Annotated in this window: 20 protein-coding genes and 2 tRNA genes; 16 read left to right on the forward strand and 6 right to left on the reverse strand. The window is 67.2% G+C overall.

All coding sequences use genetic code 11. The features are described 5' to 3' along the window. The first annotated feature begins 37 nt into the window (after nucleotides 1–37). Nucleotides 38–110 (forward strand) — tRNA-Arg (locus tag NF557_RS14715). Nucleotides 111–593: 483 nt separating this feature from the next. On the opposite strand, the gene NF557_RS14720 is transcribed toward NF557_RS14715, so the two are convergent. Next, nucleotides 594–914: a nucleotidyltransferase family protein gene (locus NF557_RS14720; RefSeq protein ID WP_252620335.1), complete on the reverse strand. Its 321-nt coding sequence runs from the start codon at nucleotides 912–914 to the stop codon at nucleotides 594–596. A gap of 170 nt (nucleotides 915–1,084) precedes the next feature. Between NF557_RS14720 and NF557_RS14725 the strand changes: the two genes are divergently transcribed. The 5 genes from NF557_RS14725 to NF557_RS14745 all read left to right on the forward strand — a co-directional run bounded on the left by NF557_RS14725 (nucleotide 1,085) and on the right by NF557_RS14745 (nucleotide 2,879). Next, entirely contained in the window at nucleotides 1,085–1,399 is a 315-nt protein-coding gene (locus NF557_RS14725) for a hypothetical protein (RefSeq protein WP_252620337.1), read from the forward strand. Next, nucleotides 1,389–1,622 (forward strand): YlcI/YnfO family protein, encoded by a 234-nt coding sequence (locus NF557_RS14730; protein WP_252620338.1) that lies wholly within the window; start codon nucleotides 1,389–1,391, stop codon nucleotides 1,620–1,622. Before NF557_RS14725 ends, NF557_RS14730 begins: the two co-directional genes overlap by 11 nt. Nucleotides 1,623–1,764: 142 nt before the next feature. Then, nucleotides 1,765–1,995 carry a hypothetical protein gene (locus NF557_RS14735; protein WP_252620340.1) on the forward strand — a complete coding sequence of 77 codons (231 nt, stop codon included), beginning with the start codon at nucleotides 1,765–1,767 and terminating at the stop codon, nucleotides 1,993–1,995. 5 nt (nucleotides 1,996–2,000) lie between these two features. Next, nucleotides 2,001–2,270 (forward strand): hypothetical protein, encoded by a 270-nt coding sequence (locus NF557_RS14740; protein ID WP_252620341.1) that lies wholly within the window; start codon nucleotides 2,001–2,003, stop codon nucleotides 2,268–2,270. A 126-nt stretch (nucleotides 2,271–2,396) separates the two neighbouring features. Next, the gene (locus tag NF557_RS14745; protein WP_252620343.1) at nucleotides 2,397–2,879 is read left to right on the forward strand and encodes a P-loop nucleotide/nucleoside kinase family protein; all 483 of its coding nucleotides are present in this window, start codon (nucleotides 2,397–2,399) and stop codon (nucleotides 2,877–2,879) included. Nucleotides 2,880–3,191: 312 nt separating this feature from the next. Here the strand turns inward: NF557_RS14745 and NF557_RS14750 are convergent, their stop codons facing one another. Next, entirely contained in the window at nucleotides 3,192–3,701 is a 510-nt protein-coding gene (locus NF557_RS14750; RefSeq protein WP_252620345.1) for a hypothetical protein, read from the reverse strand. Nucleotides 3,702–4,483: 782 nt separating this feature from the next. Here NF557_RS14750 and NF557_RS14755 point away from each other — a divergent pair. The 4 genes from NF557_RS14755 (at nucleotide 4,484) to NF557_RS14770 (ending at nucleotide 6,382) form a co-directional block, all read left to right on the forward strand. Continuing rightward, nucleotides 4,484–4,708, forward strand: coding sequence for an addiction module protein (locus NF557_RS14755; RefSeq protein ID WP_252620347.1), 225 nt, complete (start codon nucleotides 4,484–4,486; stop codon nucleotides 4,706–4,708). Beyond that, nucleotides 4,705–4,902 (forward strand): hypothetical protein, encoded by a 198-nt coding sequence (locus tag NF557_RS14760; protein WP_252620348.1) that lies wholly within the window; start codon nucleotides 4,705–4,707, stop codon nucleotides 4,900–4,902. Before NF557_RS14755 ends, NF557_RS14760 begins: the two co-directional genes overlap by 4 nt. Nucleotides 4,903–5,056: 154 nt before the next feature. Beyond that, a tRNA-Arg gene (locus tag NF557_RS14765) sits at nucleotides 5,057–5,124 on the forward strand. A 634-nt stretch (nucleotides 5,125–5,758) separates the two neighbouring features. After that, the gene (locus tag NF557_RS14770) at nucleotides 5,759–6,382 is read left to right on the forward strand and encodes a YceI family protein (protein WP_252620350.1); all 624 of its coding nucleotides are present in this window, start codon (nucleotides 5,759–5,761) and stop codon (nucleotides 6,380–6,382) included. Between the two features lie 285 nt (nucleotides 6,383–6,667). Here NF557_RS14770 and NF557_RS14775 read toward each other — a convergent pair whose 3' ends face one another. From NF557_RS14775 to vapB, 3 genes are all read right to left on the reverse strand, one after another. Continuing rightward, nucleotides 6,668–6,868 (reverse strand): hypothetical protein, encoded by a 201-nt coding sequence (locus tag NF557_RS14775; protein ID WP_252620351.1) that lies wholly within the window; start codon nucleotides 6,866–6,868, stop codon nucleotides 6,668–6,670. A 176-nt stretch (nucleotides 6,869–7,044) separates the two neighbouring features. Further along, nucleotides 7,045–7,455 carry a PIN domain nuclease gene (locus NF557_RS14780; protein WP_252620353.1) on the reverse strand — a complete coding sequence of 137 codons (411 nt, stop codon included), beginning with the start codon at nucleotides 7,453–7,455 and terminating at the stop codon, nucleotides 7,045–7,047. Then, nucleotides 7,446–7,670, reverse strand: coding sequence for a type II toxin-antitoxin system VapB family antitoxin (gene vapB, locus NF557_RS17635; protein WP_280923965.1), 225 nt, complete (start codon nucleotides 7,668–7,670; stop codon nucleotides 7,446–7,448). The genes NF557_RS14780 and vapB overlap by 10 nt, the downstream gene beginning before the upstream one ends. 126 nt (nucleotides 7,671–7,796) lie before the next feature. Between vapB and NF557_RS14790 the strand changes: the two genes are divergently transcribed. From NF557_RS14790 to NF557_RS14815, 6 genes are all read left to right on the forward strand, one after another. After that, the gene (locus NF557_RS14790; RefSeq protein ID WP_252620358.1) at nucleotides 7,797–8,177 is read left to right on the forward strand and encodes a RidA family protein; all 381 of its coding nucleotides are present in this window, start codon (nucleotides 7,797–7,799) and stop codon (nucleotides 8,175–8,177) included. Nucleotides 8,178–8,529: 352 nt separating this feature from the next. Beyond that, the gene (locus tag NF557_RS14795) at nucleotides 8,530–9,054 is read left to right on the forward strand and encodes a CarD family transcriptional regulator (RefSeq protein WP_252620359.1); all 525 of its coding nucleotides are present in this window, start codon (nucleotides 8,530–8,532) and stop codon (nucleotides 9,052–9,054) included. 87 nt (nucleotides 9,055–9,141) lie between these two features. Further along, nucleotides 9,142–10,032 (forward strand): alpha/beta fold hydrolase, encoded by an 891-nt coding sequence (locus NF557_RS14800; RefSeq protein ID WP_252620361.1) that lies wholly within the window; start codon nucleotides 9,142–9,144, stop codon nucleotides 10,030–10,032. 104 nt (nucleotides 10,033–10,136) lie between these two features. After that, the gene (locus NF557_RS14805; protein WP_252620363.1) at nucleotides 10,137–10,541 is read left to right on the forward strand and encodes a hypothetical protein; all 405 of its coding nucleotides are present in this window, start codon (nucleotides 10,137–10,139) and stop codon (nucleotides 10,539–10,541) included. Nucleotides 10,542–10,563: 22 nt separating this feature from the next. Then, on the forward strand, nucleotides 10,564–11,634 hold the full coding sequence (locus NF557_RS14810) for an extracellular catalytic domain type 1 short-chain-length polyhydroxyalkanoate depolymerase (protein WP_252620364.1): 1,071 nt from the start codon (nucleotides 10,564–10,566) through the stop codon (nucleotides 11,632–11,634). Between the two features lie 55 nt (nucleotides 11,635–11,689). Then, on the forward strand, nucleotides 11,690–12,295 hold the full coding sequence (locus NF557_RS14815; protein ID WP_252620366.1) for a class I SAM-dependent methyltransferase: 606 nt from the start codon (nucleotides 11,690–11,692) through the stop codon (nucleotides 12,293–12,295). Between the two features lie 29 nt (nucleotides 12,296–12,324). Here the strand turns inward: NF557_RS14815 and NF557_RS14820 are convergent, their stop codons facing one another. Then, nucleotides 12,325–13,173 (reverse strand): alpha/beta fold hydrolase, encoded by an 849-nt coding sequence (locus tag NF557_RS14820; protein ID WP_280923966.1) that lies wholly within the window; start codon nucleotides 13,171–13,173, stop codon nucleotides 12,325–12,327.

A 13,173-nucleotide genomic window follows, 5' to 3' on the forward strand; every position in this document is an offset into this window, starting at 1 on the left:
TGGGCCTGAGGTCGACCGGTGTTGACCTCAACGCCCCGCCCTCGTAGCTCAGGGGATAGAGCACCGCTCTCCTAAAGCGGGTGTCGCAGGTTCGAATCCTGCCGGGGGCACATTTGTGCGGGTCAGCCGCTTATCAGGCTTGTCCCTCTGGGTGGACGAGCACCGCTTTCGCGGTGGGTAACGACTCGCTCCCGTGTGGCTCGGACAACGTTTGCGCTGGTCTAGGAGCGGGTATCAACGGCCCGGGCAACCGGCATCAACACTCCCATGCCCGCACGTCACAGCAAGTACGACCTTCTCAGCGACCGCGCAGAGGTGAGCCCTACAACCGCTCTGGTCTGTGAGTGGTACGTGCTCGACAGTCCAGCTAGCCATGCCATGCCGCGCACGACAAGCCCAGGGTGGCTATGTCCTGAGCCTTGGATGGAGTCACGATCCTTGCGGTTCGCCGCACGGCGGATGAGTACGAGATTGCGCAGGACAGCGGCATAGGCCAGCGAGGCGAACTCATCGACTGCAAGATGGGGCTTGTAGTCCAGGCAACGCTGGATCGCCTGGCGGATGTCGGCGAACCGTTCTTGTTCAGATCGGGGTCACACCGGCACCGCATCAACCAGAGCACTGGACGACACCTCATCACGCAACAGCGATGCCGCCACCACGTCGACCCTTGACTCTAGGAGTTGGCTCAGTTCTTCGGCGACGCCGGCCACGCGCAGCAGATCGTTCCCACCGCTCGGCAGCAGGTCTACTAGCAGGTCGATGTCGCTGTCGGCAGTTGCATCGCCGCGTGCAACAGAGCCGAAGAGGCGGGGATTGACAGCCCGGTATCGCCGCAGGATGAGGTCCATGGCATCACGATGCGCCGCGATCGCTGCACGCAGCGAAACGCTCTCGGCCGTAACCACGCTCATGCAACGAGCGTACCGGGCGACTCCGTCCCTGGGGTCTAAACGATCGGCACCACCGACGGGGGCTGGCCCTACCGCGTCCTCCACGCGGCGAAGTGACGCACTCACCATGCGATGTGGGTTGACACCAGAGAAGGCTTCCAGCCCGTAGTCGTTTGTTATACACTCGTGGCGTGGCTGAACTCCTCGACCTCGACCGGCTCGACGAAGCCGACCCGTTCGAGATCGAGGCGCAGGCCGCGCACCTGTTCAAGCATCCGCATCTTGGTGTCGAGGATGTGCTCGACGTTTGGGCGAGTGATCCGCTCTTCTACCCCGCGAAACCACCGGCCCACTGGCTGATGGTGGCCGAAGTCGGAGGAAGGGTCCTGATCGTGCCACTCGCACCTTCACGATCTGGCGATCCCGCCAGATGCCGACCTATCGGCTGCTACGAGGCATCTTCGGGCCTCGCCACTACCTACCGGAGGGACCGCGATGACTACTGAACCAAGGACGCCAGATCAGGAGTACGACTTTTACGCCCAGCCGACCAACCAGGAGCCGCAGGGCCCGCCGCGTCGCCGCAGCAAGCGACTGACCACGCCGATCGCAGTTCGGTTCCCGCCCGAGCTGCTCGCCGAAGTCAAGCGCCGCGCCGACGCCGACGACCGGTCAGTCTCGGCATGGATCCGACGCGCCGTCGAGCACGAATTGAACAGACCAGCCTGACCGCAAAAGGAAGACAGTGCGGGCGGTACGCGGCGGTGTGACGCGGCCCCCGCGCGGGTTGCACCAGCCCAGCCCAGCGCGGCTCATCGACCATAGTTGAGGGGCCATTGACCGACTAGCCCAGGCAAGATAACTTGGAAGAGTGTTGGACGAGCCGATCATCGCCCCTTCCGCGCTCAAGCATGGACTGGACAAAGACGGCATCCTTCACGCCTACCGCAACCCTGTCCGGGTCTGGGACCTGGGCGAAGGGTTCACCCTGATCGTGGGCCCGAACCAGGCCGCGATCTTCCTTGAGGTCGGCTACGTCGACGGCGAGCAGACCCACGTCATTGTCCATGCCATGTTGGCCCGCAAGAAGTTCCTGAGGTGATGAAGATGCCACGCACCGTAGAAGAGATCCTGGCCCACGCCGACGAGCTCGCCGCGCGATTCGAGTCTTACGAGCCGGACCCCGACCATGAGCTGGACGCCGCCGCCGTCTCGCTGCTGCGCTCCGCGATCGCGGAGCGATCCCAGGCTGAGCGTCACCTGCTCGAGGCAGTCCGTGCTGCTCGAAAATCCGGCATGCCCTGGTCTGCGATCGGTTCTCTCGTCGGCACCACCGGCGAGGCAGCTCGCCAGCGTTACGCCAACAAGGTCGCGTAAGGCCCGCAGCGCTGTAGATAGGCGCGTCCAGTCGCGGCGGATTGACGCGCATCCGGAGCGACGGAGCGAACGAGCGACCCGCGGCAAAGTAGTGCGTCTGGCGTCCAGCCTCTTAGGGTTCTCGGCATGGCTGTTGGACGCGTGCATCTCTTCTATGGCTTCGCCGGCTCGGGCAAGACCATTCTCGCTCGCGAGCTCAGCAGCGGTGGTCGCGGCGTTCGCTTCACCCTCGACGAATGGATGCTGCGTCTGCACCCCGGCCTCCACTTTGAGTCCGCCGATTATGGCGAGAAGGCAGCTGAGGTACGTGAGGTGATCTGGACGATCGCCGAGCAAGTCCTGCTGGCCGGTGTTGACGTCGTTTTGGACTGGAACAGCTGGTCACAGGCTCGTCGCAGCTGGGCCGTCGAGCGGGCGTCAGCAATCGGCGCACCGGTCCTGTTGCACACGTTGACCGCTTCCATCGAAGTGGCCTCTGCCCGCGTCAAAGACCGCACGGCGAGTGGCGCTCAGTTCGCCCACCCCGTGACTACGGAGGGCAACGAGCACCTTGCCTCACTGATGGAAGAACCGTCCAGCACGGAGGGGATGGAAATTCACCGTCACTGAGCGCGGCAGTACAGTGCGGCCAGCGAGGACGATGCAGGGATGCAAGGTCGGGTTGGATCTAGTGCGCGGATGGGCTGAGCATCGACCAGTGGGGGGGGCGAACTGATGTCGAAGCCACGCGCTCGGCGTCGCGTGTGGTGCGGAGGGCAGGAGCCCGTTTTCGACCTCGTCGGTAGCATCGGGGACAAGGACCAGTTGCGCGTCTAGCACAACCCGCAGATGCGGGCGCGGCTGCAGCGGTGGCACTCCTGCTCGCCGAACCGCCGGTGGTCGAGACCTTGACGTGCGCGGCTGAAACTACGTGGCGCCCAGTCACTCCCCGAAGAGCACGTCCTGGGGTGGCAGCCGCGGGCACACCGACTCCAGTGCTTCCTGCTCCTCGAACGTGATCGGGTCCATCCCGTCCTGGGGCAGCCACCAGGTCTGGGTTGCGCGGTAGTGCTCCAGAAAGGACTCAAGGGTCGGCATCCCGCTCACGTGGTGACCCCGCCCGGCGTAGCAGGGAACGGTCTGGTTGGCGACCCAGTTGTAGATGAGAGTCATCTGTTGGTCGGTGTATGGCTGTGAGTAGGCGAGGAGCCGTGGGTACTGCGCCGCGCAGCGGTAGTCGGCCAGGGTAAAGGCGTCTGACTGTGCCGCCGGGACCTGCCAGGTGTAGGAGTCGCCACTGACCTGAGGCGGGAATCCGACCGCGGTCAGGCACTCCGCCTGGACCGGCATGTACTCCGCATCGGAGACCTCGCGGATGAGGTCAATCTGCTCAGGCGGCCCCTCCAGCCCTCGCTCCTCCCACAGGAGTTGCAGCACATCTTCCCTCGTCACCGACGTTAGGAGAGCGCTGTCCGTCTCACGGGGCTGTCCGGTCTGCGGTGCTGCAGGCTGGTTAGTGGGTTCCTGCGGCCCAGTCGGTGACTCCCCGGAACACGCCACGAGTATGCCGAGCATCAGGGCTAGAAGCCCCACCCGAACGGACGCTAAGGTCATGGCCCCTCCTCCGATATTCGTCACCATGATCAGATGTGTAGCCCACAATTCCGTGGAGTGTCTCATAAGTCTGCCACGTCCGACTCCCTCTTCCCTGCTACCGACCTCATCGCGGCCGACCCCGGCATCACCGGGCTCCCGGAGAACTCGATCACCGAGTTCCTTCGACCTCAGCCAACTAGCCCGCGAATGACCTGACAGTTGCAGGACTAGGCACGACATGAATGTCCCCAAACGCGGCGACGAAGCCGACAGCCTCAATTCGGCGGTTGAGTGATGTCACGACCCTCTGGTGCGCGACTCCCGGGGTGGGGACTGAGCCGCGCTCGTGGTAGCCCATTCTGGGCGCAATGACGCGGACGCCCACCGTTGTAGAGAGGCGACTACCGAGTTCTGCGAGACGCAGTCTCGCGCTGCCGTGCGCCGGGCACGCTGAGCTGGGGGACGGTCGCCGCACGCTGTGACCGAGGCGGCTCTTGCAGGTTGCTGCCAAGGGCCAGTGTGAGCTGCCAAGCGGACGCTAGCGGGAGTCGCAATCACTCCCATGGCATCGGGACGGTCGAGGCACTCAGGACCTCAGCGTCTCCGCTGAGGGCACTGGTCGCCGTAGGCTGGGAACCATGACTTCGACCGGTGACGTTTTCGAGGCCGCCCTGACCCTGCCCGAGAGCGACCGTGCTGAACTCGCCCACCGTCTCATCGCCACCCTGGGCGATCCTGCCGACGATCCCGACGTGGTCGCCGCGGAGTGGAGCATCGAGCTCAGCCGTCGGCTGGCCGACATCGAGGCAGGGACGACAACCGGTATTCCCTGGGAGGAGCTGCGCAAGCAGCTCAAGTCGTGACACTCCAGGTTCTCTTTGAGCCGGAGGCCATGAACGAACTACGCGAGGCCAGACGCTGGTACGACGATGAGCAGCCCGGACTGGGCGGCGACCTGCTGGTCGAGGTGGAGATGAACATCGAGCACGCCCTGCGCTGGCCCGAGTTGGCACCCCGCCTGCTAGTGCCCGGGTACCGGCGCCTACGCCACCCGTAGTGGGAAGGCTTGCGTCCGGGGAGAGGTGTCCACCCCGGCGCACGGGCACTCAACCTTTGGTACGTAGATGGTCCATGACCGACTGCGGATCACCACAACCATCCATCATGAACCACGCCGTCCAACGTCGTGACCTGCGGGTTCACCTAAAGCTCGCCTCGGAGTCCCGCGGGGGACGCTCTCCTAAAGCGGGTGTCGCAGGTTCGAATCCTGCCGGGGCACACTGTATTTCTGCAGGTCAGCGTCATTGCACGGTCTCCGTGGTCGAGTGCAGACCTGATGACGAGCCCGGATTGTTGCCTGATTGGTTCCCGAGCGTCCGGTTGATCCGGTCGATTGCGGCCCGTTCGGCGTCGGTCCCATCAGGTTGCCGTGGGTGTCGAGCGTGAGCTTCGTGGAGGTGTGTCCGAGCCAGGAGGCGATCGTCTTGATGCCCAACCTCGCAGTTCACCGAACCGCAGCCCGGTCAGTCCCAGGATGAGCGTGACGTCAGATAGATCACCCGCCGCTGTTGATGGTCAATGACCAGTTCGAGCAACTCGTCCAACGTGCACGGTGCCACGCCGCCCTGTTAGATGTCGCGGAGGCGCTCGGCCAGCGGGGCGAACTCTTCCGACTGCAGATGGGGCTTGTAGTCCAACCCATGTACGTCCGGTCTGCCCGGCCGCGGCGGACCGTCAGACCCCGCCGTGGTCAGTCGCGATGGCGCTCGGGGTGGCCTGGTGCCGGCAGAGGTGTGCATGGAACAGCTGAGTGGCGGTTCCGAGCGGTCAGAGGCAAGGGATACTTGACATGACAACTATTTTCTGTCATTGTATTGATTGAAAGAACAACCAACTGACGCGAAGGACACAACATGGGCCTGTTCAACCGCTCCAAGAAGACCACCACCGAAGCAGCGACCGTCGTCTCCGAGCCAGGCACGAGCTTCGTCTCGGACCTCGCCGGCGACTACGTGCTCGACCCGAGCCACACCCGCCTGGGCTTCTCCGCCCGCCACGCGATGGTCACGAAGGTTCGCGGCAACTTCGAGGACTTCGAGGGATCGGCCCACATCGACACCACGACCCCGGCCAACTCCAAGGTTGAGGTGAGCATCCAGGCAGCATCCGTCACCACGGGCAACGAGCAGCGCGATGGCCACCTCAAGACCCCCGACTTCTTCGACATCGAGAACCACCCGACGATCAGCTTCACCTCCACCAACGTGAAGCGCGACGGTTCCGAGTGGGCCATCACCGGCGACCTCACCATCAACGGTGTCAGCAAGCCCGTCACAATCGACTTCGAGGAGACCGGATCGGCCAAGGACCCTTACGGCAACACCCGCATCGGGTTCGAGGGCGCCACGACGATCGACCGAACCGACTGGAACCTCAACTTCAACACGACGCTCGAGACTGGCGGCGTCCTAGTGAGCGAGAAGGTCAAGCTCGAGTTCGACATCTCCGCGATCGCCCAGGTCCCGACCGTCGCCTGACCTCACCTGCCAACAGCAGCATCACTCTGAGAGGCGTGGACCGAGAGGTCCACGCCCTTCAGTCGTGCTGGTGTTCGGGATATGCCAGCTCCTCGCGAATGACTCGCCTGGAAAACTCCGATGGGTAGCCCTTGCGCGCCGCCTGGTCGCTCTACTGATCGGGCAGCGACCGGACCTGGGCGTAGGCTGGCGGATTGATGCGCGGTGGAACGTTACTCGCGGGGAGGAATGAGAGCCACGCTGTGTCAGCTGCAGGGTCTCCGGGTACTCCGCCACAGGTTCGCCCTATCGTCCGTTGCCTCCGACCCGTCGAGCGCCGCGGACGAGGAGCACCATCCCGACTAGCGCGGCCAGCGGACCGAGCACCGCCCACAGTGTCACTCCGGTCATGGGACTGCCCCCGATCCACCCCAGACCCTGGCCCGTCCAGAGCAAGCCGATGAGCACCAGAACGGCACCGGGCAGTAATGTCAGCGACCGCCTCATCCTCGCAGACTACTGCTGTCCCCACTCCCCGCCCGGGAGTGCCCGCACGGACGGTCGCCCCAGCCTCGAAATCGGCGGCGGCCAGAGGCGCCAGCCCGAACGCCGGCGATGTGGCGCACCCGTGGCGGCGGAAGGGCGCGTGGCTGAAGAGTGCGTGCGGCGGGCTGTAGGGGCTCTCACACGTGGAGTCGTTCGGCACGCTGACCGGTGATGCTGGCGATGAGGTCGAACTCCTTGTCCAGGTGAAGCACGCTGAGTCCGGCCAGTTCTGCGGCAGCGGCGATGAAAAGGTCCGGGATCGAGGGTGCTCGGCGCAAGCCCCTCCCGGCCAGGAGGAGCTGCACTTGAAGTGCCCGGTCCTCGATCGTGGGAGTCAGGTACTCCACCGGCATTGCCGCCACTGGAAGGGCGGCAAACAACGACCGGGCGTCATCCTCGTTCCGTGCGGAGTAGCCGATCTCCAGCCTGGTGACGTTAGTGACGCGCACCAGGCCTCGGTGGATCCGACCTGCCCACTCCTGGGCATCGGGACTGTCGGCCAGGCGCACCAGTGCCAACTTGTCAATGAGCCACTCGCTCACTGCCACACCGACTCCATCACTTCGGGATCGGCGAGGTCAGCAAACCGGTTGGCGAAGGCCCGCAGGTCGCCAACAGACACCGGCGAACCCTCGCTGGCCGCGTCCGCAGCGAGACGTCGGCGGATGTACTCCACCCGGGATAGGCCCAATCGAGCGGCGCGCGCGTCGACGCGCGCCAACACCGCTTCGGGCACGTCTCTGATCAACACGTCAGCCATCATGACGGTCGTCGTTCAGCGCACGCTCGACGGTCGTGCGGCTCGGGAACGCTTGTGAAGTGCCTCGACGTCATACCCGCCCCGGCCTCGTCCGCTCGGGAACGCGCGCTGAAGGATAGACTCCGCTTCATGCCTCGGGAGGTCGTCCACACCGACCAAGCGCCGTCCTCTCCAATGTGGAGCCAGGGCGTCAAGGCCGGTGACCACGTCTTCGTATCAGGCATGGTTGGCATCGACGCGACGACCGGGAAGCTCGCCGGCGAGACGATCCAAGAGCAAACGCTGAAAGCGCTTGCGAACTGCCTCGCCGTCGTCGAGGCTGCTGGCGGGACTGCTGACGATGTCGTCGACGTCACCGTGCTGCTGGCAGATCCGGATGACTTCCAGGGGATGAACGAGGTGTACGCGTCCGTGTTCACGACGGACCCGCCGGCGCGCAACACGCCGCGGTTAGGCCCGGCGCTGCCTGGCGTCCGCGTATCGATTCGGATGACCGCAATCCTCAAGTAAGGGAAACCCGGTGAGGTAAACCCGGCGTCAGGCGCCTGGAGACAGTGCGCATTCTGCCAATCGCCTCGACCGCGGCAAGGGGCTCAGGGCTCCCCCAGTTGCAGCCGTAGCGCCGCGTGGTCGGTCAGCCCGGCCACGCGTAGGTTCATGAGGATACGGATGCCGATGTGACCCATCTCATGCCCGGACTGCAGGGCCACGACGTGGGATAATGGAGTCTGCAGGTCCCGCGGAGGGCGGGCGTCACCACCCGGTGACTGTCTCCCTTCGCGCTCCCCACACCGTGCCGGGTGGTGGACGCCTCTCGTGGGGCGGGAGTCCGCTCCCGCTTGTTAGTGAGGCTCGATCACACATGCAGTTCGTTCCCGATCAGGTTGTCGTCCACCCCCACCACGGTCCCGCCCGAGTCGTCGGCTTCACCGAGAGGGAACTGCGCGGCCGCTCCTTGAGCTACCTACGGCTGGAGGTCGAGGGCAGCAACCTGTCCATCGCCGTGCCGCTCGGCAGCATCGAAGAGGTGGGAGTCCGGGAGCCGATGTCCCGCGAAGAGCTGGATGACCTGTTCGGCGTGCTCACCGCCCCCGACGCAGTCCAGGAGAAGCAGTGGGCTCGACGGATCAAGGACGAGGTCCAGCGCTTGCGCACCGGAGACGTCCTGACCATCGCCGGGGTCGTGCGCGACCTGATCCGGCGCCGTGAGGAGCGTGGTCTGTCGCTGGGTGAGCGCGACCTGCTGCGCGACGCCAGGCGGCCGTTGGTCTCCGAGCTGGTCGGGTGCCTGCGGATGAGCGAGGAGCAGTGTGAGGCCGTCGTCGATGAGGCCGTGCTCGAGGGTGTCGTCCCTGCAGTGCCCCTGCAACTGGCTGCGGCGAGTTGATCCGCTAGCGTCGGCTGGCGCGCGGCGCCACCGCACGCGTCCCGGGGCTAGGCGGTGGTGGCGCAGCCCCTCTGAGACACTCAGATCGTGAGCACCACCACCTCCGACCTCGTGACCCCCTCCGGCCTGGCCTATCGCGTCCAGGGCGCGCCAGACGGCGTGCCGGTCCTCGCCCTGCACGGCACGCCGGGGTCGCGCTTCAGCGGGACACCTGCGCGCGACGCCCTGCACGCACTGGGCCTGCGCGTGGTCACCTATGACCGCCCGGGCTACGGGCAGAGCCCCGCCGGGGAGTCCCGGTCCGCCCGAGAGCTGGCCGGGGACGTGCTCGAAGTCCTTGACCAGGTGGGCGTCGTCGGCCCGGTCGGCCTTTTCGCCGGCGGCGGAGGGACCCCGGCCGCGCTGGCGACCGCCGCGCTGCACCCCGACCGGGTCAGTGCCCTGACCCTGGTCTGGCCCCTGGCGCCAAATGCTTCCGATGCCGATAGTCCCGGCATGCCGCAGCACGAGTGGGTGCGCGACATGGAGGAGCAGCAGCGGATGCTGCACGCCCTCGCCCTGCAGGACCCAGTCTTCCTGCGGGACCAGCTGGAGCTGGGCCTGGGCGCCCTCGGCGGCGCCGAAGGCATCGTCCTGGACCTCATCGAGGCGCAGGAGCCGTGGGGCGTCGACCCGGCGGAGGTGCGCTGCCCCGTCGATGTCTGGTGGGGCACGGACTCCTCCGTCAGCCCGGCCGGCCACGCCAGCTGGCTTGCTGGTCAGCTCACCGGTGCGCAGGTGGAGCGACACGAGCAGGACGAACCGCGGTGGCACGTGGGCAAGCTGGTCGAGGTCTTCGCGGTCCTGGGCCAGCGCCTGGGTGTCGAGCCGCTCACACCTCAGCAGCTCGCCGCAGCCTCGGCCGCGGTGGACACCGACGGGTGCGGCAGCGGGGGGATCGGCGGGTGCGCCTGCGGCGCAGGCGGCTGCGGCGCCTGACGGCGGAGCTGACGGCTCGTCTGCGGCGGTGACCATCCACCTGGATGGCGTTTGGATGGCCTATGGAGTAGTCTCCTGAATGCACCCATGACAGGAGCTCACCAATGGCCGCACCACGCGAGGTCGACAAGGCCGAGAAGATCACCATCAATCTCGGACTGGTCGACCTCGGGCAGATCGACCTGCTGGTCGCCGAGGGATTCTTCAGCAACCGCACCGACTTCATCCGCACTGCGATCCGCACCGAGCTGGCCGGCCGGACGCAGGCGGTGAACCAGACCGTCACCCGCAAGTCGCTGGTGCTCGGCACCTGCCACCTCGGCAGGGCAGAGCTCGAGGCGGCGCAGGAGGCGGGCGAGCAGCTCGAGCTCCGAGTCCTGGGCCTGGCGACGATCGCCCCTGACGTCACGCCCGAGCTCGCCCTGGCCACCATCAGTCACGTCGAGGTGCTCGGCGCCTTCCGCGCCAGTCCCGCCGTCAAGACCGCGCTCCGACCCCGCACCGCCTAACGACCGAACGGACACCGACACCATGCCCCGAAACCCTGGCTACTCCCTGCCCGGTTCAGACTCCGCGATGGCCGAGGCCACCCGACTCGTGCGGGCCGGCCGGCTCACGGACGCCACCGCGCTGATCCAGCGCAACCTGGGCAGCCCTAGCCCGGTGGCGTCCCCCGCCTCCACGCCGAGTCTGTCGCGGCGGCTCCGCAGCGGTCGCCCGACGCTCCAGCGCGCCCCTGGGGGAGCTCGACTCCCCCGCACAGCAGCATCGGCTGCGCCCGCGGGATCCGTCCGCACCGGCGTGCACCGCGGCCCCGCGGGGAAACGCCCCTATCGCCTCTATGTGCCCCGCACCACCGCCTCCACCCGACCGCTGATCGTGATGCTCCACGGCGGCACCCAGGACGGCGCCACGTTTGCCCGCTCGACCGGCATGGACACGATCGCGGACGAGCACGGCTTCCTCGTCGCCTATCCGGAGCAGACCACCGCCGCCAACCCGATGCGCTACTGGAACTGGTTCTCCGACCAGCAACGCACCAGTGGTGAGCCGGCGATCATCGCCAGTCTCATCGCCGAGCTGGTGCAGTCAGAGGGCGTCGATCCCGCGCGGATCTATGTGGCCGGCTTCTCGGCCGGCGCCGCGATGGCGGCGGTGCTGGCCAGCACGCACCCCGACCTGGTGGCAGCGGTGGGGATCCACTCCGGTCTGGCCGCGGGTGCGGCGCACGACGTGGCCTCTGCCTTCACCGCGATGCGCTCCCCCGGTCCGGCTCGTCGTCTGGCGCAGCCCGTTCCGGCGATCACCTTCCATGGCGATGCCGACCCCACGGTCGCCATCGCCAACTCGACCAGGCTGGCCGACCAGTTCGGGCTCGACGCCACCCCCGAGACCGAGCGCGGCGCGGTGACCGGCGGACGGAGCTTCACGGTGCACCGCCAGAGCACGGGTGAGGACAACCAGGTGTTGCTCGAGCAGTGGGTGGTCCACGGCATGGCCCACGCCTGGTCGGGCGGCCCGGCCGGCGGCTCCTACACCGACCCGACGGGCCCGGACGCCTCGGCAGCGATGGTGCGCTTCTTCCAGACCCACCAGCACTGACTCCGCGCATCGGACCGGGCGGCGCAGCGTCAGACCCGCGCCCTAGTCTGGTGGCGTGGTCGAGACGAACAGGTGGCTGCGCCAGGTCGCCGCAGACCCCCAGCACTCCAGCAGGTATGTCGACCGGTTCCGTCAGCTGGCCGCCGACGGTGCCGACCTGGTCGGCGAGGCACGGCTGGTCGACGCCATGGCCGGACGCACGGCGCGGATCCTCGACGCCGGGTGTGGGCCGGGGCGGACCGGCGGGCACCTGCACCGGCTGGGGCACACCGTCGTGGGCGTCGACCTCGACCCGGTGCTCATCGCCGCCGCGGAGCAGGACCACCCCGGCCCGACCTGGCTGGTCGCCGACCTGGCGGACGTGGACCTGCCGGCCCTCGGCATACCCGAGCCGTTTGACGTGATCGTCAGTGCGGGCAACGTGATGGCGTTCCTGGCGCCGCGCACCCGACGCGATGCGCTCAAGCGGCTCCGGGCCCACCTGGCCCAGGGCGGCCGGCTCGTGACCGGCTTCGGCGCCGGGCGCGGCTATCCGTTCGCCGAGTTCCTCGACGACGCCGCCGCCGCCGGCCTGCACGCTGACCTGCTGCTCTCCACCTGGGACCTGCGCCCTTTCACGGACGACTCGGACTTCCTCGTGGCGGTGCTGCGCAGCGCGTGAGCCGACCCGTCACGCAGGTCTGGGAGCCGTCAGGAAGTCTGCGCAAAGAAGCGGGTGAGCAGCGCGTTGAACTGCGCCGTGCGCTCGATCTGCGTCCAGTGGCCACAGCGACCAAAGACGTGCAGCTCCGAGTCGTCCAGCAGCTGGTGCAGCCGCAAGCTCGTCTCGAGGGGGATCACCTGGTCGTCACGACCGTGCACGATCAGCGCCGGCTGGCTGACCGCTCTGATCTGCTCCTCAGGGGTGGCCATCGCCGTCACCCACCGCTGGCGCGGCGCCGGGAACATCGCACCGAACCGATCCTGCGCCCCGTCGGCGATCGACGCCTCATAGCGGATCTTGGCCAGGTCGCCGCTGACCAGGGACTGGTCATAGGCAAAGATCCGCAGCAGCTCGTGCATCGCCTCGACCGACGGCTCATAGCCCCACACCGCGTCCAGGCCCGGCGTCAGCTCGAACTCCACCCCGACCGAGCCCATCAGGACCAGGCGCTCGACCCGCTCCGGGTGCCGGCTGGCCAGCGCGAGGGCCACCGCCCCGCCGAACGAGTTGCCGACCAGTCCGACGCGCTCGAGCCCCAGCGCATCCAGCACGCCGATCGCGTGCTCCACCCAGGAGTCCAACCCGTAGTCATGCCCGGCGGGCGGGACGGTCTGGCCAAAACCCAGCTGGTCCGGGGCGATCACCCGGTTCCCGGCAGCGACCAGCGCCGGCATCGTCAGGCGCCAGTTCGCGAAGGCGCTGACACCGGGACCGGAGCCGTGCAACAGCATGACGGGAGCACCCGCCCCTAGGTCATGCACCCAGGTGTCGACACCGCCCACAGACACCATCGAGCCGGCATCCGGCGTGATCTCGGGGGCAGGGGCGACGGTCAC

This window comes from Ornithinimicrobium cryptoxanthini (assembly GCF_023923205.1).
In the GTDB taxonomy this organism is placed as follows: Bacteria; Actinomycetota; Actinomycetes; order Actinomycetales; family Dermatophilaceae; genus Ornithinicoccus; species Ornithinicoccus cryptoxanthini.

Excerpts from the sequence above, each read along its gene's own strand:
- NF557_RS14720 (WP_252620335.1), bottom strand. The coding sequence starts at position 914 with ATGAGCGTGGTTACGGCCGAGAGCGTTTCGCTGCGTGCAGCGATCGCG.
- vapB (WP_280923965.1), bottom strand. The coding sequence starts at position 7,670 with ATGATGGCTGACGTGTTGATCAGAGACGTGCCCGAAGCGGTGTTGGCG.
- NF557_RS14730 (WP_252620338.1), top strand. The coding sequence starts at position 1,389 with ATGACTACTGAACCAAGGACGCCAGATCAGGAGTACGACTTTTACGCC.
- NF557_RS14810 (WP_252620364.1), top strand. The coding sequence starts at position 10,564 with ATGCCCCGAAACCCTGGCTACTCCCTGCCCGGTTCAGACTCCGCGATG.
- NF557_RS14745 (WP_252620343.1), top strand. The coding sequence starts at position 2,397 with ATGGCTGTTGGACGCGTGCATCTCTTCTATGGCTTCGCCGGCTCGGGC.
- NF557_RS14740 (WP_252620341.1), top strand. The coding sequence starts at position 2,001 with ATGCCACGCACCGTAGAAGAGATCCTGGCCCACGCCGACGAGCTCGCC.
- NF557_RS14770 (WP_252620350.1), top strand. The coding sequence starts at position 5,759 with ATGGGCCTGTTCAACCGCTCCAAGAAGACCACCACCGAAGCAGCGACC.
- NF557_RS14790 (WP_252620358.1), top strand. The coding sequence starts at position 7,797 with ATGCCTCGGGAGGTCGTCCACACCGACCAAGCGCCGTCCTCTCCAATG.
- NF557_RS14775 (WP_252620351.1), bottom strand. The coding sequence starts at position 6,868 with ATGAGGCGGTCGCTGACATTACTGCCCGGTGCCGTTCTGGTGCTCATC.
- NF557_RS14755 (WP_252620347.1), top strand. The coding sequence starts at position 4,484 with ATGACTTCGACCGGTGACGTTTTCGAGGCCGCCCTGACCCTGCCCGAG.
- NF557_RS14805 (WP_252620363.1), top strand. The coding sequence starts at position 10,137 with ATGGCCGCACCACGCGAGGTCGACAAGGCCGAGAAGATCACCATCAAT.
- NF557_RS14795 (WP_252620359.1), top strand. The coding sequence starts at position 8,530 with ATGCAGTTCGTTCCCGATCAGGTTGTCGTCCACCCCCACCACGGTCCC.